Here is a 24,005-nt window from a genome sequence, read left to right as displayed (position 1 = left end):
AGGGGCTGACTCGGCGCACGGGCGGTGCAAGGATATGGCTCCCCTACTGCCCGAGAGTTGTTATGGATAACCAGGAATGTCTCGACCAGGCTGGTCTCTGGAGCCGCTCCGCCCGCATCATGACGCTGGCCTGCCTCATCGTCTTCATGGCCCAGATGGCCACCACCGTTTACCTCCCTTCCCTGCCCGTGGTGATGACGGATCTCGCCATGACCCGGCAGGGGGCCGAACTCTCCATCTCGCTGTTCGTCATCGGCGCCGCCCTGCCGGTGCTGTTCTGGGGCGCAGCCGCCGATCGCTACGGTCGCCGGCTGCCTCTCGCCCTGTCACTCTTGCTGTTTGTCGGCCTCAGCCTGCTGCTGGCCACCACCAGCCAGGGGCCGCTGCTCTTGATCCTGCGCACCCTGCAAGGGGTAGCGGCCGGCGGGGCGGCCATCATCGCCCGCATCCTGGTGCGGGATCACTGGCACGGGGATGAGCTGGCGCGCCGCCTCTCGGTGCTCTCCATCGCTTTTATCACCGCCCTCGGCGGCGGTCAGTGGATAGGCGGCCTCATCAGCCGCTATGCCCATTGGCAGCTGGGGTTCGTGCTGATGGCCGGGGTCGGCGTGCTGGCGCTGCTCTTGATGAGCAGCCTGCCGCTGCAGGGGCCCAATCCGGCGGCGGCGAGCGGCGGCATGCGGGCCCGTTACGCCAGCCTGCTGCGCCGCCCCGGCTTTTTCTGGCCGGCCTGCGCCGGCGGCATCGGCTTTGCCATCACGGTGACCCTGCAGGAGGTGAGCCCCTTCGTGCTGCAGCAGGGGTTTTCCCTCGAGGTCACCACCTTCGGCAGCCTGGGGTTGCTGATCGGTATCGCCTACTTCGCCGGCGCCATGACGGTCAACCGGCGGGTCGCCCGGGTGGGAGGCCGCCAGCTGATGCGCCAGGGGGCCGCGCTCATACTGCTGGCGGCGGGCGGCATGCTGCTGCTCTGGGCACTGGGCGCCCTGCAGGGCAGCGGTGGCTTGGTGGCCATGATGACCTGCTACTGCCTCATCATCTTCGGGCAGGCGGTGCTCTTTCCCAACAGCATGGCGCTGGCGGTGAGCGATGGCCGCGAGCACGGCGCCTACGCCATGGCTCTGTGCGGCTTCCTGCAGCAGGGGGTGGCCGGGGTGGCTGCCGCCGGCGCTACTCTGGTGAGCCATCACGGGGCCTGGGCTCCGCTCGTCTTCACCCTGGCGCTCATCACCCTGCTCATCGTGCGCACCAGGGTACGCTAAGCAGGCCCCTGCCTGCGTCCCCTCACCGCTCAGCGGGCCCCATCACCCGATCACACAGGCTGATGAGGGCCTCGCTAAGGCGCGTGAGTGGCTCGCCGCGCTCCGCCCCCAGGTGCAGCGCCAGCTCCACCGGCGCCACTGCCGGCCAGTGGATCAACTCCTGCTGATCCGGCTGCAGCAGGCGCCGGGGCAGCAGGCTGACCCCGATCCCGGCGCTCACCGCCCCCTGCAGGCTGGCCAGGCTGGCACTGACGTAGGCGATGCGCCAGCGCCGCCCCATCCCGTCGAGTGCCTCGGTCAGCTGCCGCCGATAGAGCCCTTCGCTCGGGAACACCACCAGCGGCAAGGGATCCCGCTCGCTGGCGGGCCAGGCACGGCTGTCGACCCAGGCCAGCGGTTCGCGCCAGCAGGCGCGCGGCGCCCTCTGTCCCCGCGCCTGTTTGACCAGCGCCAAGTCCAGTTCGCCGGCCTCGAAGCGCTGCCAGATCTCGTGGCTGAGGCCGCTGTGCACCTCCAGCCGCACCTGCGGGTAATCGCGGGCAAAGGCCGCCAGCACCGGGGCGATGGCGCCTGCGGCAAAATCCTCCGGCACTCCCAGGCTCAGCTGCAGGCTGGCCTCGGCCACCTGCTCCTCGGCCCGGGCCAGCAGGGCCAGGATGCTGCGGGCCAGCCCCAGCAGCTTCTCCCCCTCTGCCGTGGTCACCACCTGGCGACCGGAGCGATCCAGCAGCGGGCAGCCGAGCTGCTGTTCGAGGCGCCGCATCTGCTGGCTGATGGTGGACTGGGTGAGGTGCACCCGTTCACCGGCGCGGGTAAAACTGCCGCTGTCGACGATGGCGACAAAGCTGCGCAGCAAGAGGGGATCCAGCATAGTCACTCCATTTACAAAACCACTGGATATCATTCTATCATTTAATTTCCCCATGGCTGGCTTCCCCGCTAGGCTGGTCTCCTCCCCTTGCCTCGAGGATCCGTCATGCCCCACTCCCTTGTCGAACCCGCCGGCTCACGCCTGATCGCCTCGCTCACCACCAACCCCACTCATCAGGAGTGGCTGGAGCAGGCACTGCAACTGGCCCTCCATAACCGCCAGCAGGGAGGCAGACCCTTTGCCGCCCTGCTGGTGCAAGGCAACCAGCTGGTGACCAGCGCCGTCAACGGCATGCACCAGGATGGCGACCCCACCCGCCACGCCGAGCTGGAAGCCCTGCGCCAGGCCAGCCAGGTCGGGCCGCTGGCGGGCGCCATCGTCTACGCCAGCGGTCACCCCTGCCCCATGTGCCTGAGCGCCCTGGTGATGAACGGCATCGCCGCCGTCTATTACGCCTTCGATAACGAGGATGCGGCCCCGTTCGGCTTTGACAGCACTGCCGCCTACCACAAGCTGGGCCTGCCCCTCGCGCCGCCCCCCCTGCCACTCATCAAGCTGCCGAGCCCGCTGGCCGCCGCCGAGCTCTATGGTGCACCAGACCATGCTTGAGGCCCGTATCGATACGCGCCAGCAGCAGGCCCTGCTGGTGCTGGTGATCCTGATCGGGCTCAACCTACGGCCGTTTCTCACCGCCATCGGCCCCCTGAGCCGCGACATTGCCGAGGCGCTCGGGCTTGGCATGGATACCCTGGCCTGGCTGACCCTGCTGCCGCTCTGGCTCATCGGTGGCGGCGTGCTGCTCACCCCCGCCCTGCGCAGTCGCAGCGGGCCGCGCCAGTTGCTGGGGGCGGCCCTGCTGCTGTTGGGAATGGGCAGCGCCATGCGCTTCGAGGCAGGCAGCGGCGCCCTGCTCATCGCCAGCGCCGCCCTCTGCGGGCTGGGTTCGGCCCTGGTGCAGGGGGTACTGCCCGGCCTCATCAAGCAGGCGTTTGCCCAGAAGGTGCCGCTGGTGATGGGCATCTTCTCCGCCTGCATGATGGGGGGCGGAGCGCTGGGTGCCAGCCTCACCCCGCAGCTCGCCGCCCGGCTCGACTGGTCCCAGGCGCTGGCGCTGTGGAGCCTGCCGGTGCTGCTGGCCATGGGCTGGCTCGGCTGGCGGGTACGGCTGCCCGCAGCGCCGGTGGCGGTCTCCGGCGGCGGCGAGCAGCGCCTCATCAGCCTGCCCCGCAGCTGGCTGCTGATAAGCTGCTTTGGCATCATCAACAGCGGTTACGGCATCGTCGTCGCCTGGCTGGCGCCGGCCTACATGGCGCAGGGCTGGAGCCCCCAACAGGGGGGCGAGCTGGTGGCCTGGCTGGCGCTGGCCCAGACCGTGAGTGGCCTCGGCCTGCCGCTGCTGGCCGCCCGCCGGCTCGACCGCCGACCCTGGATGGGATTGGCCATCGCCATGCAACTGGCGGGCTTTGGCGGCCTCTGGCTGGCGCCGACTGCCGCCCCCATCCTCTGGTGCATGCTGTGCGGCGCCGGGCTTGGCGGCAGCTTCTCCCTCATCATGGTCATCGCGCTGGATCACCTGCCGGACCCGCGCCGCGCCGGCACCCTCAGCGCCCTGATGCAGGGGTTCGGCTTCATGCTGGCGGCCACCGGCCCCTGGGTGGCGGCCCGCCTGCATCACCTGAGCGGTGACTTCGCCGCCGCCTGGCAGTGGCAGCTGGCCGGCCTGGTGCTGATGAGCCTGCTGGTGCTGCGCCTCGACCCGCGCCGCTACCCGCGTGCCATGAAGCTGGCCACGGCCTCTCCTGCCCCCGCCCCTATCAACTGATCTGTGCTTGCCTCCTCTTTTCCAGATGAGGAGGCAAACTCACCCCCCTGCTATTCCTTCCCATCCTTTGCTCGCTTTCCGGTATCTGGCCAGCTGAGAAAATTATCAGCAAAGCACTTCATATCCATTTGATTTGTAACACATTAAATCTTCCCATATGGAGGGTTGTGCCGCCATATGAGCCCATTAAGGTAAGGCACTCAGACGAGAATTAATCTCGTTTCGTCTGACAGGGAAGAGGCTGTATTCATCAGGGAGGAGAGCGCCACGCGCCAGTGGCTTTGCTATCACACAAAGGAAATCACATGCAGACAAACACAAAATGGGCTTCTCTACTCGGTGGCTTGGCCATGCTAGGCGGTGCCATCTCACCGGTCATGGCCGACGAGTCATTCAACCTGTGGCAGGAGTGCGCCACCCGCTGCACTCTGGATCTGGCCCAGGGGGTGCGCGCCAGCCAGCTCGATGTCGCCAGCCTGCTGGGCGGACAGACCGATTCCGGGGTACTGCACTACTCCATGGTATTGGAAGAAGGGGGAGACAGCCTCAAACTGGCCCTCGGCAATGCGCTGACCCTGCGCACGGATGGCACCACCATCACCCTGACCAGCGCCACCGCGGACAAGGGCCCACGCACCTACAGCTATACCCGCCAGGGACGCGGCAACTGGTCGCTGCACTGGCTGGTTCCCGTCGGCGACGATGCGCCCGCCAGCATCAAGGTCTTCTTCCATGAGCTGGATGCAGGATCCGAGGTGAGCCATATCTCCCCCATCTACAGCATCGAAGTTAGCGACGACCTGCTGCGCACCATGGCCAGCAACTCGACGCTCTTCGTCAGGCACGTGGAAAACAACGAGATCAATCGCAGCCTCACCCTCAGTGCGGCCGGTGTCGGCTTCGTGGCGGCGCCCACCCAGCACAGCCGTCAGAAGCGCTGGAGCGAGTGGCATACCGGCAAGGTGCTGTGCCTGCTGGATCCGCTGGATGCGGTCTACAACTATCTGTCGCAGCGCACCTGCAACCTGGGTGATACCTGGGAAGGCAAGGTCTACCGGGTATTGGCCGGGGCACCCGCCTCTCACGACACCCATATCGTGCCGACCGCCATCAGTCATCGGCTGCACTTTGCCAAGGGAGACGGTCTGGCGGCCCTCACCACTCATCAGGTTTGCGCCATCCCCCTTGAATCCCTGGCCAGAAGCCGTCAACCCAGAGGCTGGGAAGAGCTCAGCCAGTGTGGCTATCCGGTCCACAATCTCATCACCCTCTATCTGCTGACCCGCCTGCCATGGTCCCAGCTTGATACCGTGATCACCCAGGCGCTGGCCAACACCACGCCAGAGGATGGCTCAACGCCACGAGGGCAGCTGGCGCAAGCCATTCGGGAAAACCCGGCCCAGGCACGGCTGGCCCTGAGCATGGCGGCCGCCCAGAGCGATGCCTTTAGCCACCAGCAGGCGGGCAATAGCCAAGAACAGGCCGCCAGCGCCGACGTGGTCAATCTCACCTGCCCCGCCGCCGATCTCAACTGCCTGGCGCCGGCCGACAGTGCCGATGCCCTGCAGGAGCGGGACTATCCGAACGGTGCCAGCTTCCTGGGTGACGGGGACGAGGTCAGCTTCAGCACGGCCGGTACTCGCAACTGGTCGGTGACCCGCCTGGAGCAGGCCCATCGCCAGCTGCTGGCGCGCGGTTATCTCTTCGTCGGTTATCACGGCACCTTCCTCGAAGCCGCCCACAGCATAGTGTTTGAGGGGGTGCATGAACGGGATCAATCCTCCATCGCCCCCTGGCAAGGCTTCTATGTCGCCGGCGATCCGGCCCTCGCCTACGGTTACGCCCAGGATCAGGAAGCGGATGCCCGTGGCCGCATCCGCAATGGCGTGCTGCTGCGGGTGTATGTGCCGCGCGCCGCACTGCCCCGCCTCTACGCGACCCAGCAGACCCTGGCCGATCCCAGCGCCGTCGATGAGGTCGGCCGCCTGATTGGTCACCCCCTGCCGCTGCAGCTGGAGGCCATCACAGGACCGGAAGAGGAGGGCGGCCGCCTGGAAACCATTCTGGGCTGGCGGCTGGCGGAGCAGGCGGTGGTGATCCCCTCCACCATACCGACGGATCCGCGCAACGTCGGCGGCGATCTTGACCCTGCCAGCGTGCCTCAGGAAGAGAGCGCCATCAGCACCCTGCCTGATTACGCCACCCAACCCCGCGACGAACTCTGAATCGCGGGTCATCGATACAAAAACACCGGCCTGTGGCCGGTGTTTTTTACTGTCAACGCGGGGAGTGAGAGGGCGCCTAGCGCCCCTTCTTCTGCCGCCCACCCTGACCGGCGCGCGGTTTGCCGGCGGCCGGTTTGCTCCCCTTGTTCGGGGCGCCTTTACCTGCGCCACCTTTTGCTGCGCCGCCTTTGCCCGCAGCCCCCTTGCCTGCTGGGGTCCGTTTCTCGAACGCCTCCGGGCCAGGTACATTGGGGCGGCCACCAATCTCGTGATCGTCATCGCGCCGTGGCTTCTTGCCCGGTGCCGGCTTGCTGCCTTGCACCGCAGGCGCCTTGGGTTTGCCACCCTGGGCATTGGCCGGTTGCGCCCCCTTGGCCGGTTTCACCTCGGAGGAGGAGTCTTCAATCAGCTTGAACAGCTCGATCAGCTCGTCACCGTCGAGATCGCGCCACTCGCCCACCGGCAGCCCCTTGAGGCTGACGTTCATGATGCGGATACGCTCAAGCTTGGTCACCTCGAAGCCGAAGTGCTCGCACATGCGGCGGATCTGGCGGTTCAGCCCCTGCACCAGCGTGATGCGAAACACGAACGGCGCCTCTTTCTTCACCTTGCACTTCTTGGTGACGGTGCCGAGGATCGGCACCCCGGCCGCCATCCCTTTGATAAAGTCGTCGGTCACCGGCTTGTCGACGGTCACCAGATACTCTTTCTCGTGATCGTTGCCCGCCCGCAGGATCTTGTTGACCAGATCGCCGTGGTTGGTGAGGAAGATGAGCCCCTGGGAGTCCTTGTCGAGCCGGCCGATGGGGAAGATGCGGGTGCTGTGGTTGACGAAGTCGACGATGTTGTCCTTCTCCCCCGCCTCTGTGGTGGAGACGATGCCCACCGGCTTGTTGAGGGCGATAAAGACCAGGCTGTCCGCCTCGCGCGGCTCGATCACCTGGCCGTTGACCTTGACCAGATCCCCGGCAAACACCTGATCCCCCACCCCGGCCCGCTTGCCGTTGATGAAGACACAGCCCTGCTCGATGAAGCGATCGGCCTCGCGACGCGAGCAGATGCCGCTCTCGCTGATGTATTTGTTCAGACGCATGGATTCATCAGCCAGCATGGGTCACCTGCCAGCGGCCCACGGCCTGCGCATGTATCATCAGAGCGCGGGATGGCCGGCTCACCAGGTCAAAATTGTGCATATCACTCCATCTTTAAAACCGGCCGAGGTCGGCCTTGTCAGCAAAAAACGCCGGCACATTAGCACATTGCTCTGCCGCACACGCAGGATAGTTGCAGCAGGCCGGCACAGCACCCCGTAAAATGCGCGCCGCGTCACGCCAAAACGGTGCGCCATGCGTCTCCATATAAACGGCGCCGCAGGCGGCAAGTGCCGCCATGAAAGCGCCTTATCCCCAGACCTGACAATGCCCAATGCCTCCCCCCTGGCGCCCCTCATTAACCCCATCCCGGCCTGCTACCTGTACTTATCACCTTGTTTCCCTTAGGCTTTAAGCCAACTTTCGAGCTTGAGTACGGCTGCCGTGGACGCGGAGCCGCCCCTCTTTTATCAGTGCCAAGGACTCTGCCATGCTGGCTCGCACCCGTCGCCTCGTTCGCAGCCTTCTTCTCAGTCTGCTGGGCTTGCTACTGCTCGGCTGGGCCCTGATCGCCTACTTCGCCTGGCAGGCAGCGCCGCTGCAGCCCTGGCATACCCTGGTGCCGCCCGAGCTCAGCGCCGAGCAGCTCGATGACAGCGACTGGCAGGCCTATCTGGCCCACGAGCAGCAGCTGTTCGAGCTGGTGACCAAGGAGGTGATCGCCAGAACGCAGCCGGAGCAGCAGCTCGACAGCAATCGCTACTATCAGGATGCCCCCATCAATCCGGCTCATTTTGCAACCGACTGGAACCGCTCCTATCTGCTGCGCCCGAGCGGCGAGGTGAAAGGGGTGGCGGTGTTCCTGCATGGTTTGACCGACTCCCCCTACAGCCTGCGCCACCTGGCCCAGCGCTACCGCGAGCTGGGCTTCATCGCCCTGGGGCTGCGCATTCCGGGCCACGGTACCGTGCCGGCCGGACTGGTCGACATCGACTGGGAGACCTGGCTGGCCGCCACCCGGCTGGCGGTACGCGAGGCCAGGGTGCTGGCGCCAAGCCCGCTGCCGCTGCATCTGGTGGGATTTTCCAACGGCGGCGCGCTGGCGGTGAAATATGCGCTCGATGCGGAAGGTGACAAGACGGGCACGCTGGCAAGGCCGGATCGGCTGGTGCTCATCTCCCCCATGATAGGGGTGACCCGCTTTGCCCGCTTCGCCGGCCTCAAGGCGGTGCCCGCCCTGCTGCCCGCCTTTGCCAGCGCCGCCTGGCTCGACACCATGCCGGAGTTCAACCCCTTCAAGTACAACTCGTTTCCGGTCAACGGCGCGCGCCAATCCTACCGGCTGACCCACGCCATCCAGCAGCAGGTGCGTGAACAGGCCGCCAGCGGCGAGTTGGCGGCCTTCCCGCCCACCCTCACCTTCCAGTCGGTGATGGACTACACCGTCAGTACCCGCTCCATCATCGCCGATCTCTATCACTTCCTGCCTGCCAATGGCAGCGAGCTGGTACTGTTCGACATCAACCGCGGCACCCTGTTCGGCCCGCTGTTGAGCAGCGCCTCCGAGCTGGCGCTGAGCCACCTGCTGCCGCGCCCGCCGCTCTCCTACCGGCTGACGGTGGTGGGCAATCAGGCTCCCGCCAGCACCCGCACCCAGGCCAGCAGTTTGCCGGCCGGCGGCGGACCTGAGCAGATCCAGCCCCTCGACATCGACTACCCCAAGGAGATCTACTCCCTCTCCCACGTGGCCCTGCCCTTCCCGATGGATGACCCCCTCTACGGCATGGCGCCACGGCCCGAGCAGCGGGAGCAATACGGTATCAATCTGGGCGGGCTGGCCCTGCGCGGTGAGCGCGGGGTGCTGATCGTCAACCCCGGCGCCCTCACCCGCACCTCCTCCAACCCCTTCTTCCCCTATCTGCAGCAGAAGGTGATAGAGACGCTGACCGCGCCTGCCCAACCGCCGGCCGGCAAACAGCCAGCCCCGGTCTGGGACAGCGAAGACGAGGCCGCCTATCAGGCGGAGCGGGAACAGTTTCTACAGGATGGGCAGGAGATCGAGGCTCCCTTCTAGGGCCCTTGCCGGGGCTCATTAAGGTTGTGCGTCAGGATGGGGCCGACATGGGGCCCCCTCAGTACTTGCTCAGACAGAGCGGCATCCACCGGCCGTCACCCGATGCCAAGCGCCATCAGGGATAGCGGCTAATCTCAATCAGGTTGTGATCCAGATCCAGGCAGTAGACCGACTCGATGGGGCCGCAGGCTCCGCTCTTGGTCACCGGCCCCTCCACTATCTCCACCCCGTGGCAATGGAGCTGGGCGATGACCTGCTCCAGCGGCCAGCGGGTGATGAGGCAGAGATCCCCCGAGCCCACCTGCGCCCGGTTGCGCGGCTCCTGCCCCAGCAGTTGCAGATTGATCTTCTGGTTGCCAAAGCGCAGGGCCCGGCGCCCCGCCCCAAAGGTGATGGCTTCCATGTTGAGCACCGAGCTGTAAAACGCGACGGCCTGCTCGATATCACTGACCGTCAATACCAGATGGTCGATATGGCTGATCATGTCCCCTCCTGGCTGATGTGTGTCGATAGCGCTGGCCCGACAGACTGGCCTGTGGGCGCCCTCATCATACCCAATTGTCCACCCGGCAACTGTGCCGAATGGCGCAAAGATGGCCGAGCAAAGCCGCTAGCTGAGTGAAGTCGGCGTTGGCCTTCACTGTTGGGTACGACACGCCTGATCACGCTGGGCCAGCAGGGCTTCATCATCACTGTCCATCGCGGCCAGAATGGCCTGATTGCAGGCGCGCTCAGCCTGCCGGGCCGCATCCGGTTTGCTCTCGCGAATGTCGGCGATCATGGGGCGGTAGTTGACTGAAGCGGCACAGTACATAGCGCGATACTGGGGCTGCTGCGAGTGGCTGTCGTCCTGGCGGGACAACTGATCGCACAGCTTGCCAAATAGCGCCGCCGCCTTGACGGTGCATTGGCTGAAGCGCCGTGTATCCTGCTCGTAGCTGCGGCAGACGCTTTTCGGCTGCAGCTGCCAGAACTGGAAGGCAAAGGGGATTTGTTCCCCCTCATACTCCACCACCAGCGACTTGAGCTCAGTGCCATAAATATCCGATACCTGCTGCTGTACCAGATTGAGATAAGCCGAGAAAAGATAAGAAACCGGATCCATCACCACCTCCTTGTGGTTACCACTGCCGAGTTGTATCACGGAAAATCGGGGCAATTTTCAAACGAGTAACAGGCGACAACAGCTTACTGATTTGGTTGGAAAAAATGATACTCTTCTCGCCACCCTCATGTACAACGTTCAAGGCCAGTGTTCGATGCAACAATGTGGTATTTATGAACAACTCATTACTCAACTGCTGACATCTCGACTCGACCGCGAGCGCTTTTACGTAGGGGAACGCCAGCTTGAACCTGCCGAAGCGGCAGTCTGGTTATCGCGATTTCTGAGCCGGGTTTTGGAATATGCAGTGGGTTCGGTAACTGGAGAGGATCAGCTGCAACGGCAGATTGAGCTGGCTAACCAGTTATTACTTTGGCTAAAGGATCGCACACAAGACCCAGACTTTATTGGCGAGAACCTCATCGATAGTCAAGGAAAAATTCTGACAGCGCTCTACCAGTTGGATAACCCCATCTCTGCCAATTTAAAGCAATATGCCGAGGATATTTTCCCTCTGACCGGTCTAACGCAAAGTGAGCTGTTCTGCGGCAGCAATGCGGGTTTGTCGATGGAGTCGGAGATTAAACGGGAGATATTATCGGCAGATAGCATCTGTTGGCTGGTCTCATTTATCAAATGGGCAGGGATCCGTATTTTCCGTCATGAGCTGGAAGAGTTCACCCGCAGCGGCCGCCAATTAAAAGTAATTACTACCTCTTATATGGGTGCAACCGATGCCAAGGCAGTTGAATTTTTAGCCAGCCTCCCCAATACCGAAGTCAAACTCAGCTATAACACCCAGCGCGAGCGGTTGCATGCCAAAAGTTATCTATTTTGCCGAAATACCGGCTTTCATACCGGCTATATAGGTTCATCCAACCTCTCTCATTCTGCCCTCACCAGCGGCTTGGAGTGGAACCTAAAAATCACCTCGCAAGAGATCCCTCATATTATCGATAAATCCCTGAGTACCTTTGAAACCTATTGGGAATCCGATGATTTTGAGCTGTTTGATGGCAAGCTCGAAAGCCGAACAAAATTGCAGCATGCGCTGCAAGAGGCCCGTGGGGATGGTGACAGAAATAGCTCTTCCTATTTCTTTGATATCGCGCCATTTCCCCATCAACAGGAGATCCTTGAGCAATTGGCGATGGAGCGCACTTTACACCAGCGCTTTCGTAACTTGGTGGTGGCGGCCACCGGTACAGGGAAAACCCTGATCTCCGCTTTTGATTTTGCGCGTTTTCTGAAAACCAAACCCGACGCCAAGTTCCTGTTTGTCGCCCACAAAGAAGAGATCTTGCGCCAAGCATTAGCCTCGTACCGCGGTGTGCTCAAGCAATCCAATTTTGGCGAACTCTTGGTCGGCGGTGCCGTGCCTACTCACTACCGTCAACTATTTGCCTCGGTGCAATCATTGAATAACCAGCTGGCTAATTTACGTCTTAGCCCAGACTATTTCGATTACATCGTCATCGATGAGGTTCACCATATTGCTGCGGTCAGTTATCGTGGTCTGCTCGCCGCCTTTGAACCTCACATTCTGTTGGGATTAACCGCAACGCCAGAGCGCCATGATGGCAGCGATATTCTCGCTGATTTTTGTGGTGTCATCGCAGCGGAGATCCGATTGCCAGAGGCCATCAATCGTCGCCATCTCTGCCCGTTCCAATATTTTGGTATCGATGATGATACTGACTTGCGCCAAGTGACCTGGAAAAATGGTCGTTATGACATCACTGAGCTCACCAATATCTATACCCACAATCAGCAGCGGGTACAGAAGATAGTTCAGAGCCTCGATGAGATCGTCACCGATATTACCAAGATCAAAGCGCTGGCATTTTGTGTTAGCCGTGAACATGCCGATTTTATGTGCAAGGCATTTTTATTGAAGGGCATCAAGGCTGACATCCTCACCAGCGATAACCGAGACGAGCGGCATAGCAAACAACAGGAGTTGCGTACCGGCGTTATCAATATTCTCTGCGTGGTGGACATCTTCAACGAAGGTGTCGATATCCCGGAAGTCGATACCTTGCTGTTTTTACGACCAACGGAAAGCCTCACCATTTTCTTGCAGCAATTAGGGCGGGGCCTGCGGCTGGCGAGCGATAAAGAGTGCTGTATCGTGTTGGATTTTGTTGGCAATGCTCGCGCGGAGTATGACTTTACTCAGAAATTCCGAGCTCTGGTGGGTAAAACCAATAAGGCGATCAGCCACGAAATCAAACAAGGCTTTCCCCATGCCCCATTGGGTTGCCGCATCGAGCTCTCAAAACAGACCCAAGAGTTAATTCTGAGCAATATCAAGAGGGCGACTCTCAATACCTCACGCCTCATGGGCCTGATCCGCCGTTTCTCACAGGATTGCGATTTACCGCTGACGCTGGCGAACTTTTTGAAGTTTTACCCTCACATCAACCTTGAGGAGATCTACAAGCGCGGTAACTGGAGCACCTTGGTCAAACAGGCACACAACCATACCGTTTCTGAAATGAGTGATGAGAAGCTATCTACCCTCTATACCCGGGCTATCAGAACCCGGCTATTGGGTTGCGATGCGCTCCATTACTTGAACTTCCTACAAACCTTGGTGGCAGACGCATTTACCTTAACGGCCACGCACGATGAACGTATGGCCTTGATGTGCCATTACGACTTCTGGCAACAGAGCGGCCCTAACGCAGGCTTTAGCTCCTTGGCACACAGCCTGAAACAACTCAATCAACCAGAGTTAAGGGCCGAGCTGGCAGATCTGCTGCCCATGCTGATCAACCGGGTGCAACACGAGCAACTGACCATGCCTGACATTCCCGGCAATCCACTGCAACTGCATGCCCGTTATGCCAGAGAGCAGGTGCTAGTTGGCTTTGGTGCAACCACCTTCGCGCAGCAACCCACCACTCGCGAAGGGGTATATGTCATCGCAGAGCAAAATATCGAGTTGCTGTTCGTGACCTTGAACAAAACGGAACAGCACTTCTCCCCCACTACCCGTTATCACGACTACGCCATTAACGAGTCGCTGTTTCATTGGCAGAGCCAAAACAGCGCTCGCCCAGAACGGGGTAAGGGGCTGAGTTACATAAATCACAGGGCAGAGGGTAAGCGCTTGTTTCTGTTCGTCCGTGAGCAGAGCAAAGATGAATTTGGCCGCACTCTTGGCTTTGTGAACTTTGGTGAGGTGGAGTACGTATCTCATAGCGGCAGCCAACCGATGAACATCAAATGGCACCTAATGACCCCGATGCCGCCATTTATGTGGAAGGATGCAGCAAAATTGGCCGTTGGCTAAACGACTAAACAAAAAACGGCTCGCCAATGGCGAGCCGTTTTGGTTGGGATCAGCAGGGGATCCGCTCGATGCGGCCGCCGCTCAGTTTGAAGAAGGCATCCTGCGGCAGTTCCTGCAGCCAGGTGGTGGTGTAGTCCAAGTCCGCATAGGCGCCGCGCAACATGGAGCCAAACAGCCCGTGAGAGACCACGATGGCGCGCTCAGCGATGCGCTCATCTTGCAGCCAGCTCAGCGCCCGGCCCTGAATGCTCTGAAAACTCTCCCCCTCTGGGGCCTGCAGGTACCAGTCTGGCTGCTCCAGATCGAGCTCGGGGTGGGCCGCCAGCAGCTCGGGTACCCGGCGACTCTCCCACTCTCCCATCCCCAACTCCACCAGCCGCTCGTCCCAGACGATACGCGCTTGGTCCAAGCCAAGCTGCTGGCACACCCGCTCCGCGGTCTGGCGCGCCCGGCCGAGGGGGCTGGCGTAAAGGGTCCAGTCGGCGGGCTCGGCCAGCAGCTTGGCCAGACGGGCCCCCATGGCGAGGGCTTGGGCTTCGCCCTTGGCGGTCAGTTCGGAGTTGCAGCGCCCCTGCAGTCGCAGTTCGGCGTTGTAACGGGTCTGGCCGTGGCGCAGCAGATAGAGGGTACGGGACATGGTTTCTCCAGCAGGTTCAACGAGATAACAAAAACAAGAGAGGCATGGTAGCAGATGTGCCGGGGCAGCCAAGGCGCAGACGGGGGAAAGAAAAAAACAAAACGGGTCAATGGTGACCCGTTTATGCCGGCAGGCTCCGTGCTCAGCCCTTCTTGATCTCCCGCAGATAGCGGTAGATGGAGTGAACCGAGATGCCGAGCTGGCGAGCCGCTATCTGGGCGCTGTCCTTGAGTTCGAAGATGCCGAGCTCGTGCAGCTGGTTGACCATGACCCGGGTCTTCTGGGACGGGGGCACCGCCTCGTTGCCGCGCACCTCGGCACTGACGGTGTCGATGGTGCTGTTGAGGGCCTCGTCGATGTTGCGGGCAAACACCTCCGGGGTGGCGTGACCATCGTGGCCGTGCAGGCACTCCGGCATCATGGTGCGCAGCACGGATTGCAGCGGGGCGTCCATGTCGGTGTTGATGCAGAGCAGACCGATGGCCTGCCCCTCGCCATTGCGAATGACGGTGGTGAGCGAGCGCAGCGTCTTGCCGGTGGCGCACTTGGTCATGTAGGGGCTGGAGATATCCTGCCCGCTCTTGAGTTTCATCATCGCCAAGTTGGTGATGGGGGCTCCGACGCTGCGCCCGGTGATATGGCCGTTGGCAATCTTGATGATCGACGGATTGCGCGCATCCAGGCTGTGCAGCAGCACCTCGGTGTGCTGACCATACATGGCGGCGATGCCGTCCACGATGATCTCCATCGCCTTGAGGATCTCGAAATCGGTCTGACTCAGCTCTTGCAGCTTCACATTGAAACCTTATAAAAGGGCCGCCGACCCGGGTAAGGGCGGCAGCCGACAGGGACACTCAGGCGGACATGATATCAATAATGGTGCTGTCTGTGGCAGACATGCCGTCTTTGACCATCTGGCCCACGTTGCGAATGGTCTGCTCCACGTTGCCCGCCACTATCCCCTGCCCCGACACTGCATGGCTGTTGAGCGCCATCAGGAAGCCGCGCACCGCCGCCCCGGAGGAGGTGCTCACCTTCATGGCGCAGGAGGCCTTGGCGCCGTCGCACACCATGCCGGCGCTGTCGCTCAGCACGTTCTGGATGGCGTGGCAGGATTGTTCGAAACTGCCGCCCGCCAGATAGACCATGGCCATGGCGGCCGCCGCGCTGGTGACCGTGTTGCCGCAAAAGGCCGACAGCGGCGGATAGTGGGACTTGATGTAGATGGCCCCCAGGTGGCTCATGATGAGGGCGCGGGCCAGCTGCTCTTCGCTGGCGCCAAAGCGCTCGGCGATGACCACCACCGGGATGGTGGCGGCGATGCCCTGGTTGCCGCTGCCAAAGTTGCTCATGGCCGGCAGGCTGGCGCCCCCCATGCGGGCATCGGAGGCCGCCGCGGTGCGCATCACGATGCGGTTCATCACGTCCTCGCCGATGAGGCCGGCCTGGATGTTCTGCTGCATGGTGCGGCCGATCTCGAGGCCGTAGGGGTTGTTCATCCCCTCGTCGGAGAGTTTGCCGTTGAGCTCGGAGGCCTGCAGGATAAAGCGGATCTGCTCGAACTCCACCTGGGTGGCGAACTCATGAATGGCGGCGATGCTGATGTCGACCCCATCGCAGATGGCGCCGGTGGCGCCCCCCTGGCCCTGCTCGGCCGTGAAGGTCACTTCATCATTGCGGCGCTGCTCGACGATGCGGGTATGGCCGCCGCACAGGGTCACCTCGGCGCTGTGCTCGGTGCCCTCTGCATCAAGGCCCAGCAAGCGGACCCGGCAATAGATGAACTCGGGGGCCGAGGTGCGGCTCACCTGCACCTGACCTGCATCGATCAGCTCCTGCGCCTCTGCGACCTGGGCCGGCGTGATGGCGGCCAGCACCTCCAGCCCGGCCTCGGCGTTACCGCCGATGGCGCCGGCAGCCGCCGCGATGGCCAGCCCGATCTTGCCGGTGCCCGGCACATAGACCCCCATGGAGTTCTTGTAGAGGTTGTCCGACACCACCACCTCCAGCCGGACGGGCTTGCAGCCCAGTTGCCGGGCGGCGACGGCGGCGGCATAAGCGGCGGCGATGGGCTCGGTACAGCCCAGCGCCGGTTTGACAACCTGTTGAATAATCTGCAGATACTGCTGCCACGCTTGCTTCATCAGAACACCCTTACTATCAACATTAACCAGCGATGTGAGCGATCGCTTCCACTTCCACCCTGACACCCATCGGCAGATCCTTCACGGCAAAGCAGCTGCGGGCCGGGCAATCTTTCAGGAAATAGCGTTTATAAACCTCGTTGAACGCGGCAAAATCACTGATCTCGGCGAGATAGCAGGTGGTCTTGAGCACGGTATCCAGGTTGCCGCCGGCGGCCTCCAACACATGCTTGAGGTTCTCCAGCGCCTGACGGCTCTGGGCTTCGATACCCCCTTCCACCACGCCGCCCTGCTGTTTACACACCGGCAGCTGGCCGGAGGTAAAGATGAGGTCGCCATAGGCTGTGCCATGGCTGTAGGGACCGATGGCATCGGGTGCGGCATCCGCCACTATGATCTTTTTCATATCGCCACTCCTTAAAATGCAATTATTTTTGCAATCATTTGTAATCAACAGTCTTGTCCTGTTCAACATTATTTGCTCATTAATCATTTCATTCAACAAAAACCTGCAAAAACAGCGATAAATTCGGTAATAGTGCAAATGAAAAGCGTGATCAGCCTCCCTTTTTGGGTACAAGAGCGATAAAAGGCATTGTTTTGCCACTTTTTATTCAACTATATTTGCGCCTGATTTTTACCCCTACAAAAACAAGGTATTTTATGGACGCGCACAGTACGACACTCACCCGGCCCGTGATGGGCACGCTGGAATGGAAAGAAGCGGTTCGTTTTGACAGCACCGACTGGGGCTGGGTCATCATGAGCATCGGCATGGCCATCGGGGCGGGGATCGTCTTCCTGCCGGTGCAGGTGGGACTGATGGGGCTGTGGGTGTTTCTGCTGTCGGCGGTGATCGGCTACCCGGCCATGTACATGTTCCAGCGCCTCTTCATCAATACCCTGGCCACCTCGCCCGAATGCAAGGACTACCCCAGCGTCATCAGCGGCTACCTCGGCAAGAACTGGGGCGTGCTGCTCGGCGCCCTCTACTTCGTGATGCTGGTGATCTGGGTGTTCGTCTACTCCACCGCCATCACCAATGACAGCGCCTCCTTCCTGCAAAGCTTCGGGGTCACCCAGCAACTGCTCTCCGAGAATCCCTTCTACGGGCTGGTGCTGATCTGCGCCCTGGTGGCACTGGCCTCGCGCGGCGAGAGCCTCTTGTTCAAGATCTCCACCTTCATGGTGCTGACCAAGATCAGCGTGGTGGCGGTGCTCGGCCTGATGATGGTGGGCAAGTGGGACGCCGCCAACATCACCGCCATGCCGGCCAGCGGTGACTGGCTGAAGGATGCCATCGTCATGCTCCCCTTCACCCTCACCTCCATTCTCTTCATCCAGAGCCTGAGCCCCATGGTGATCTCCTACCGCTCGCGGGAAAAATCCCTGGAAGTGGCCCGTTTCAAGGCGATGCGCGCCATGAACATCGCCTTCGGCATCCTGTTCGTGGTGGTGTTCTTCTACGCCGTCTCCTTCACCCTGGCCATGGGCCACGAGCAGGCGGTCAAGGCCTCCGAGGAGAACATCTCGGCGCTGGCCATGGTGGCCCAGGGCATGCCGGGCCAGACCCTCAAGCTGCTCAGCCTCACCCTCAACATCTTCGCGGTGATGACCGCCTACTTCGGCGTCTATCTGGGCTTTCGCGAGGCTTGCCAGGGGCTGGCGATGAACCTGCTGCGCCGGGTGATGCCGGAAGATCGCATCAACAAGGGGCTGGTAGGCAAGGGCATCATGGTGTTCACCGTGCTGCTCTCCTGGGGGGCCATCGTGCTCAACGCCCCAGTGCTGAGCTTCACCTCCATCTGCAGCCCCATCTTCGGCATGGTAGGGTGCCTCATCCCGGCCTACCTGGTCTATCAGGTGCCGGCGCTGCACAAGTACAAGGGGGTCTCCCTCTACATCATCATCGTCACCGGTCTGCTGCTCTGCGTCTCGCCCTTCCTCGCCTTCAACTGATCTGGCGGCACCCTGTGTCATCGGCGGCGGGCCACCCTGAGGGTGGCCCGTCTGTTTGACCCATTCAGCCCCCTTCCAGAGTGAAAAAGCCAAGAGGATCACAACTTCCACCGCCCTTCCAACCGAGCCTCCCCGGCGAGGAGTAATATCCAGCCATCCCGCTACACGCCCCCCTCGGGGCCCGAGGCTTCATATGAAATGGATATTCATGCCCGCCATCCGGCTCGGCAATCAGCTCTCCTTCAAGTACAAGTTTTTGCTCTGGTCCTGCCTGATGCTGCTGCCGCTCGCCTACAGCATGACCAACCTGCTGGGTCGACTGCAGGACGACAATGCCCAGGCCCGCAAGGAGCTGGCCGGCGTGGTCAAGCTGGCGCCGCTGCCCGCCATCGAGCAGGCCCTGCTGACCCATCGCAACCTGGTCACCCGGCACGGCTATGAGCAGAACCCGGTCGGCGAAGAGGAGGTCAAGGCCGCGGCCCGGGCCGTCGATGCGAGCCTGGCCGCCTTTGCCGCCAGCGGACAGCAAAACCCCACCTTCGATGCCCTCGCCCAGGGCTGGGCCGGCCTGCAAAACGAGGCGCTCGGACTCGAGGTGGATCAGAGCAACCTGCGCCACGACAAGCTGCTGACCGAGGTACGCCACCTCTACAAGAGCATTACCGCCGCCAGCAGCCTGGTGCAGGATCCCGCGCTCGGCACCTACTACATGGTGGTGCTCGCCAGCGAGCGGTTGCCGCAGCTGCGCGACCTGCTGGCCCAGGTACGGGATCGGGCCGCCACCATCGCCGACTTCGGCCTGTTTCAGGCGCAGGGGTATAGCGCCCTGCGCTTTCGCCTCGACCTCATCAACGCCACCCTGCAGGAGCTGGAGGCCGACCTGACCCTGCTCTACGAGATGGCGCCCGCCTATCGCAGCGAGCTGGGCCAACAGACCGACACCCTGTTGCAGCAGGCCCATCAGGGGGTCGACACCCTGGAAAACAAGATGATGAAGGATCAGCAGGTGCAGCTCTCCAGCCAGGAGGTGCTGGCGCTGGGGGATGGGCTGGATGCCGCCATCACGGCGCTGGCGGGCCAGGTGCGCCAGCGGCTGGAGGCGGATCTGCACCAGCGCATGACCGCCAACCAGCGCCACTTCTGGTGGGTGACCGGGCCGCTGACCGCCATCCTGCTGGTCTATCTCTACCTGATGATCGGCGCCTATCTCTCCCTGCGCGCCACCGTGGGCCGGGTGCGGGAGATTGCCGCCCGGGTCAACGCCCAGGATCTCAGCCAGCAGATCGAGATCGTCGGCCAGGATGAGCTGGCCGCCATCAGCCGGGATTACAACGTGACCCTGCAGACCCTGCGCACCCTGATGCTGCGGGTGCGGGAGAACGGCGTCAGCGTGGTGGAGAGCGCCACCGAAATCGAAGCGCGTACCTGCCGCTCCCAGGAGGTGATCGCCGATCAGCAAGGGGAGACCCATCAGGTGGCCACCGCCATCAAGGAGCTGGCCGCCACCTCCCACGACATGGCGGGCAACGCCCAGCAGGCCGCCCGCATGACCCAGGAGGCGCAGGCCGTGGTGGGCCAAGGCGAGGCGGTGGTCGAGCGTACCATCAAGGCCATCGACCACATCAACCGCGAGGTGCTGCGCACCGCCGAGACCATCGGCCAGCTGGAGCAGCAGTGCAGCCAGATTGGTGGCGTCATCGGGGTGATCCGCGGCATCGCCGAGCAGACCAACCTGCTGGCCCTCAACGCCGCCATCGAGGCGGCCCGCGCCGGCGAGCAGGGGCGCGGCTTTGCGGTGGTGGCCGACGAGGTGCGCTCGCTGGCCAACCGCACCCAGGGGGCCACGGTCGAGATCCAGCAGATGATCGAGCAACTGCAAACTGGCGCCCGCGCCTCGGTCAGCGCCATGTCCGCCGCCAGCCGCGAGGCGCAGGAGGGGGTCGGCCTCGCTCAGGAGGCCCAGCAGGCCTTTGGCGCCATCACCGAACGGGTAGGCAGCATGGTCGACACCAACTCGGTGATCGCCAGCGCCATCGAGCAGCAGGGGGCCGTGGTCAACGAAATAGAGCGCAACGTGGTGCGCATCTCCGATGGCAGCGACGAGGCGCTGCAGGTAGCCAACGCGGCCCGCGACGCCGCCCGCCAGATCCACCAGCTCACCGAGCAGCTGCGTGCCATGGTGCAAAGCTTCGTGCTCTGAGCCGGCGCCTGTCACCCACGCCAGCCCCTTGCCGGGGCTGGTTTTTTTGCAAATTCAGACGGCCGGGCTGCATTGTTTTTCTTGGCGAAAAAAGTATCGACTAGCCATTGTGCGATGAGATGAAAGCGGGGTAATCTGCAGCCACAACAAGATTCGAACGTCACCTTTTTGCCTGCAACAGGCCCGGGGATCAGTTCGACGCCCGAGAGGCAGTTCGACGATAGGAAGCTCGCATCACGACACAACCGTTCAGGCGAGGTATCGCAAATGGCGAAGTACCAGTTTTTCTCTATCCCGGCCTCCAACCGGCAGCAGTACACCTTTATCGACATGGCCTCCCCCACCTTTCTGATTGAGAAAGCCGCGCTGCTGGCGCAGGGATTCGAGGTAGAAGAGGATTTCATCGACGCGGCCAACCCGCGCGAGGCGGTGGAGAAGTATGGCTCCAACTTCCTCTACGTGGCCGACGAGATGGGCAAGTCGGACGCCGGTTACGCCGCGGCCGTCGCCGTGCAGGCGCTCGGCAAGGCACTGCGGGGACAGCGCCAAGAAAGTTGAGTAAATTGAGCAGATAGACGAAATGCGGCCATCGGCAAGCTGCCGATGGCCGCAGCAATATGGTTCAACCGCAGGCGAGCTGGCGGAGCATCTCGATCAACTCCTCCTCGCTGCTGGGCTCATAAGCCAGCGTCATGCTCGGTGCCGCCCCTCCCATCAGCATGTAAACGTGCGTGCTGCAGTGGTCATAGTGATACCACTTACCGTCGATACAGACGTCGGTATAACATCTCGGGTCCCTTTCAAGTTCCATACATCCATCCTTCTGTTACCTACTACCCACATCCTTTTTCGACCGTAAAGTAACCAGAGTGTTACAAACTTGATGCAGATCAAGCCAGGTTGCCGACGCCACCATTTCTCGGTAAAAGAGCCCCGAAAGGCGCTTCTTCTGCCTCAGCGATGGTCATATGCTGCTCGTTAAGTTCTCAGTCAGCCACGCCCGCCACAATGTGAGCTGGGGCAGCGGATCCTGCGCAGCCCCTCAGGCGCCCTTCACCCCATGGCGGGGCCCGGCGACAGCCAGCGCCTGGCGCCACACGACCAGGCCCGCAGAGGAGGTATAGATGAGCCACTCCCACATAGATCTGAACCTGTTTCGCATCTTCGATCGCGTCATGACCGAGAAGGGGGTATCGGCCGCGGCCGCCAGCCTGGAGATGACCCCCGCCGCCATCAGTCAGGCCATTCGCAGGCTCAGCGATCTCATCGGCGAGCCCCTGTTTCGCCGCGATGGCCGCGGGATCATCCCCACCAGCCGTGCCCTCGCCCTGCACCGGGAGATCCGCACCGCCCTGCATACCATGGAGCGCTCCCTGCTGCTCAACCAGGCGTTCGAGCCCCTCACCAGCCAGCGCATCTTTCGCATCGCCAGCCACCCGGACCTCGATCTCCTGCTGTTGCCGGCGCTGCTCGCCCATCTGGCCAGGGTGGCGCCCCACTGCCGGGTGGAGTCGGTGCCCGGCATGTTTGAAGAGCACCTGCGTCAGCAGGCGCTGCGCCTTCGCAACATCGACCTGGTGCTGGCCAGCACGGCGCTGGAAGAGACCGGCTTTTGCAACGAATCCCTGCTGACCCTGGAGCTCAGGGTGGCCTGTCGCGCCGATCATCCGCGCATCGGGGAGAGCCTCGACTTCGAAACCTTCTTTGCCGAGGAGCACGTGGTCTGGGATGTGCGCCGCAAGGACGACTGGGTCATCCGCAGCCTCAGCGAGCAGGCCCTGCCTCCCCGCAAGATTGCCTATGAGAGCAACGCCCTGCTCACCGCCCTCTCCTTGGTCAGCCAGACCGAGTGGCTCTGCGTGGTCAGCCAGTGGCATGTCGCACAGGTGCGCGACACCCTGCGGCTCAAGGATTTTCCGCTGCCCTGGGCCTCCAGCTACTGTCCCGTCTACATCAGCTGGCACCAGGCGCAGGACCGGGATCCCGCCCTCCAGTGGTTTATCCGCCAACTACACCTCATCAGCGCCGGCGTCCCCCTCATTTAACCACCGCTTAACTGTCGTTTATTGCCGGCTGCCATGATTGTTGCGGCCGGCTTGACTACTCTGGTGCCGACCCCGTTGCCGTGCCCTCGGCGCAATGCCGCAACGCCCGACTAACAGAGCAACGCTGACCATGTTCATGAGACATGTCGTCAGGGGGCATCTCTCGCCCTACGTTTCACTCCGGGTCCGGATAGCGCCTGCCATGGCTGGCGCCATCTCGGCTACCCGTCACTCACCCTGTTTACTGGGAGGCATCAGAGTCTGACTACACTTGGTCCTGCCTACCCACCACAATCTGGAGAAAGACAGATGAAGCTCAAGTTCTCGACGCACACCATTGTCACCCTATGCCTCTGTGGCTCCCTGCTGTTGCAGCCGGCCTGGGCCGTCATCAACCCCAAGCCAGCCAGCGAATTTACCATCCAGGCCAACCAGAATGTGCTGCACACCCTGCCATTCAACGACAAGCAGGATTTCGAGGACGCCCGGCGCGGCTTCATCGCCAAACCGGATACCCTCACCATCAAGGATGAGCAGGGCAACGTGGTGTGGGATCTGGAGCAATACAAGACCTACATCGGCCTGGACAAGACGGCGCCGGATACCGTCAACCCGAGCCTGTGGCGCAATGCCCAGCTGAACATGGAGTACGGCTTGTTCAAGGTGACCGACAAGATTTACCAGATTCGCGGCTTCGATCTCTCCAACATCACCTTCATCCAGGGTGACAAGGGATGGATCGTCTTCGACCCGCTGATCTCGCCGCAGACCGCCAAGGCGGCCCTCGCCTTCATCAACAAGACCCTGGGCGAGCGGCCGGTCACTGCCGTGGTCTACAGCCACTCCCACGTGGATCACTACGGCGGGGCCGCCGGCCTCTTCAACTCGCCGGACGAGGTGAAAAAGAACGGGGTTCAGATCATCGCCCCCGAAGGGTTCACCGAGCATGCGGTCTCGGAAAACGTCATCGCCGGCAACGCCATGGCCCGCCGCGCCGTCTACATGTATGGCGCCCTGCTGCCGCGCAATGCCCAGGGAGGCGTGAATGGCGGCCTGGGGCAGACTACCTCCACCGGCGTGCCCTCCCTGCTGCTGCCGACCCGTTTCATCACCAAGAGTGGGGAAGAGGTCACCCTGGACGGCGTGCGGATGGTCTTCCAGATGACCCCGGGCACCGAAGCGCCGGCCGAGATGAACACCTGGTTCCCGGAGAGCAAGGCGCTCTGGATGGCCGAGAACACCACCAACACCATGCACAACATCCTCACCCTG

At 62.2% G+C, this 24,005-nt stretch carries 21 protein-coding genes; 11 read left to right on the top strand and 10 right to left on the bottom strand.

Annotated elements, in window-relative coordinates:
* Positions 1–62: 62 nt before the first annotated feature.
* On the top strand, positions 63–1,262 hold the full coding sequence (locus ACTG2S_RS21150; protein ID WP_206219804.1) for an MFS transporter: 1,200 nt from the start codon (positions 63–65) through the stop codon (positions 1,260–1,262).
* Positions 1,263–1,284: 22 nt separating this feature from the next.
* On the opposite strand, the gene ACTG2S_RS21145 is transcribed toward ACTG2S_RS21150, so the two are convergent.
* On the bottom strand, positions 1,285–2,133 hold the full coding sequence (locus ACTG2S_RS21145) for a LysR family transcriptional regulator (protein WP_439983282.1): 849 nt from the start codon (positions 2,131–2,133) through the stop codon (positions 1,285–1,287).
* A gap of 105 nt (positions 2,134–2,238) precedes the next feature.
* Between ACTG2S_RS21145 and ACTG2S_RS21140 the strand changes: the two genes are divergently transcribed.
* The 3 genes from ACTG2S_RS21140 to ACTG2S_RS21130 all read left to right on the top strand — a co-directional run bounded on the left by ACTG2S_RS21140 (position 2,239) and on the right by ACTG2S_RS21130 (position 6,180).
* A complete protein-coding gene (locus ACTG2S_RS21140) occupies positions 2,239–2,742 on the top strand; it encodes a nucleoside deaminase (protein WP_043170003.1) in 504 nt (167 codons plus the stop codon).
* Positions 2,735–3,955, top strand: a complete 1,221-nt coding sequence (locus ACTG2S_RS21135; protein WP_368159416.1) for a cyanate transporter — start codon at positions 2,735–2,737, stop codon at positions 3,953–3,955. The genes ACTG2S_RS21140 and ACTG2S_RS21135 overlap by 8 nt, the downstream gene beginning before the upstream one ends.
* Positions 3,956–4,299: 344 nt before the next feature.
* Complete coding sequence (locus tag ACTG2S_RS21130; protein ID WP_413795809.1) at positions 4,300–6,180, top strand: exotoxin A binding domain-containing protein; 1,881 nt, start codon at positions 4,300–4,302, stop codon at positions 6,178–6,180.
* A 76-nt stretch (positions 6,181–6,256) separates the two neighbouring features.
* Here ACTG2S_RS21130 and rluF read toward each other — a convergent pair whose 3' ends face one another.
* Together rluF and ACTG2S_RS21120 are read right to left on the bottom strand one after the other, a co-directional pair.
* Complete coding sequence (rluF, locus tag ACTG2S_RS21125) at positions 6,257–7,291, bottom strand: 23S rRNA pseudouridine(2604) synthase RluF (RefSeq protein WP_413795797.1); 1,035 nt, start codon at positions 7,289–7,291, stop codon at positions 6,257–6,259.
* A gap of 94 nt (positions 7,292–7,385) precedes the next feature.
* Positions 7,386–7,571 (bottom strand): hypothetical protein, encoded by a 186-nt coding sequence (locus ACTG2S_RS21120; RefSeq protein WP_201988511.1) that lies wholly within the window; start codon positions 7,569–7,571, stop codon positions 7,386–7,388.
* Between the two features lie 190 nt (positions 7,572–7,761).
* Between ACTG2S_RS21120 and ACTG2S_RS21115 the strand changes: the two genes are divergently transcribed.
* On the top strand, positions 7,762–9,345 hold the full coding sequence (locus ACTG2S_RS21115; RefSeq protein ID WP_439960337.1) for an alpha/beta hydrolase: 1,584 nt from the start codon (positions 7,762–7,764) through the stop codon (positions 9,343–9,345).
* 115 nt (positions 9,346–9,460) lie between these two features.
* On the opposite strand, the gene ACTG2S_RS21110 is transcribed toward ACTG2S_RS21115, so the two are convergent.
* The gene (locus tag ACTG2S_RS21110) at positions 9,461–9,829 is read right to left on the bottom strand and encodes a VOC family protein (protein ID WP_439960338.1); all 369 of its coding nucleotides are present in this window, start codon (positions 9,827–9,829) and stop codon (positions 9,461–9,463) included.
* A gap of 153 nt (positions 9,830–9,982) precedes the next feature.
* Positions 9,983–10,450 (bottom strand): hypothetical protein, encoded by a 468-nt coding sequence (locus ACTG2S_RS21105; RefSeq protein WP_439960339.1) that lies wholly within the window; start codon positions 10,448–10,450, stop codon positions 9,983–9,985.
* Positions 10,451–10,604: 154 nt separating this feature from the next.
* Between ACTG2S_RS21105 and ACTG2S_RS21100 the strand changes: the two genes are divergently transcribed.
* On the top strand, positions 10,605–13,748 hold the full coding sequence (locus tag ACTG2S_RS21100; protein ID WP_439960340.1) for a DUF3427 domain-containing protein: 3,144 nt from the start codon (positions 10,605–10,607) through the stop codon (positions 13,746–13,748).
* A 49-nt stretch (positions 13,749–13,797) separates the two neighbouring features.
* On the opposite strand, the gene ACTG2S_RS21095 is transcribed toward ACTG2S_RS21100, so the two are convergent.
* From ACTG2S_RS21095 to ACTG2S_RS21080, 4 genes are all read right to left on the bottom strand, one after another.
* The gene (locus ACTG2S_RS21095; protein WP_242764886.1) at positions 13,798–14,385 is read right to left on the bottom strand and encodes a histidine phosphatase family protein; all 588 of its coding nucleotides are present in this window, start codon (positions 14,383–14,385) and stop codon (positions 13,798–13,800) included.
* Between the two features lie 142 nt (positions 14,386–14,527).
* Positions 14,528–15,181: a helix-turn-helix transcriptional regulator gene (locus tag ACTG2S_RS21090; RefSeq protein WP_005299461.1), complete on the bottom strand. Its 654-nt coding sequence runs from the start codon at positions 15,179–15,181 to the stop codon at positions 14,528–14,530.
* 58 nt (positions 15,182–15,239) lie between these two features.
* On the bottom strand, positions 15,240–16,529 hold the full coding sequence (locus tag ACTG2S_RS21085; protein WP_043166427.1) for an L-cysteine desulfidase family protein: 1,290 nt from the start codon (positions 16,527–16,529) through the stop codon (positions 15,240–15,242).
* Positions 16,530–16,551: 22 nt separating this feature from the next.
* On the bottom strand, positions 16,552–16,935 hold the full coding sequence (locus ACTG2S_RS21080; protein WP_005299455.1) for a Rid family detoxifying hydrolase: 384 nt from the start codon (positions 16,933–16,935) through the stop codon (positions 16,552–16,554).
* A 257-nt stretch (positions 16,936–17,192) separates the two neighbouring features.
* Here ACTG2S_RS21080 and ACTG2S_RS21075 point away from each other — a divergent pair, with 257 nt between their 5' ends.
* From ACTG2S_RS21075 to ACTG2S_RS21065, 3 genes are all read left to right on the top strand, one after another.
* Positions 17,193–18,488: a hypothetical protein gene (locus ACTG2S_RS21075; protein ID WP_439960341.1), complete on the top strand. Its 1,296-nt coding sequence runs from the start codon at positions 17,193–17,195 to the stop codon at positions 18,486–18,488.
* Positions 18,489–18,681: 193 nt separating this feature from the next.
* The gene (locus tag ACTG2S_RS21070; protein ID WP_439960342.1) at positions 18,682–20,688 is read left to right on the top strand and encodes a methyl-accepting chemotaxis protein; all 2,007 of its coding nucleotides are present in this window, start codon (positions 18,682–18,684) and stop codon (positions 20,686–20,688) included.
* Positions 20,689–20,955: 267 nt separating this feature from the next.
* The gene (locus tag ACTG2S_RS21065) at positions 20,956–21,246 is read left to right on the top strand and encodes a hypothetical protein (protein ID WP_010634416.1); all 291 of its coding nucleotides are present in this window, start codon (positions 20,956–20,958) and stop codon (positions 21,244–21,246) included.
* Between the two features lie 64 nt (positions 21,247–21,310).
* Here the strand turns inward: ACTG2S_RS21065 and ACTG2S_RS21060 are convergent, their stop codons facing one another.
* Positions 21,311–21,499 carry a hypothetical protein gene (locus ACTG2S_RS21060; protein WP_010634417.1) on the bottom strand — a complete coding sequence of 63 codons (189 nt, stop codon included), beginning with the start codon at positions 21,497–21,499 and terminating at the stop codon, positions 21,311–21,313.
* Between the two features lie 313 nt (positions 21,500–21,812).
* Here ACTG2S_RS21060 and ACTG2S_RS21055 point away from each other — a divergent pair, with 313 nt between their 5' ends.
* Complete coding sequence (locus tag ACTG2S_RS21055) at positions 21,813–22,733, top strand: LysR substrate-binding domain-containing protein (protein WP_362848846.1); 921 nt, start codon at positions 21,813–21,815, stop codon at positions 22,731–22,733.
* Between the two features lie 309 nt (positions 22,734–23,042).
* The coding region (locus ACTG2S_RS21050) for an MBL fold metallo-hydrolase (RefSeq protein ID WP_439983280.1) at positions 23,043–24,005 on the top strand (963 nt) is incomplete at its 3' end.

This window comes from Aeromonas sp. 82P, assembly GCF_051919365.1.
Lineage (GTDB): Bacteria > Pseudomonadota > Gammaproteobacteria > Enterobacterales > Aeromonadaceae > Aeromonas > Aeromonas veronii.
This window is presented reverse-complemented; position numbering and strand designations above follow the sequence as displayed.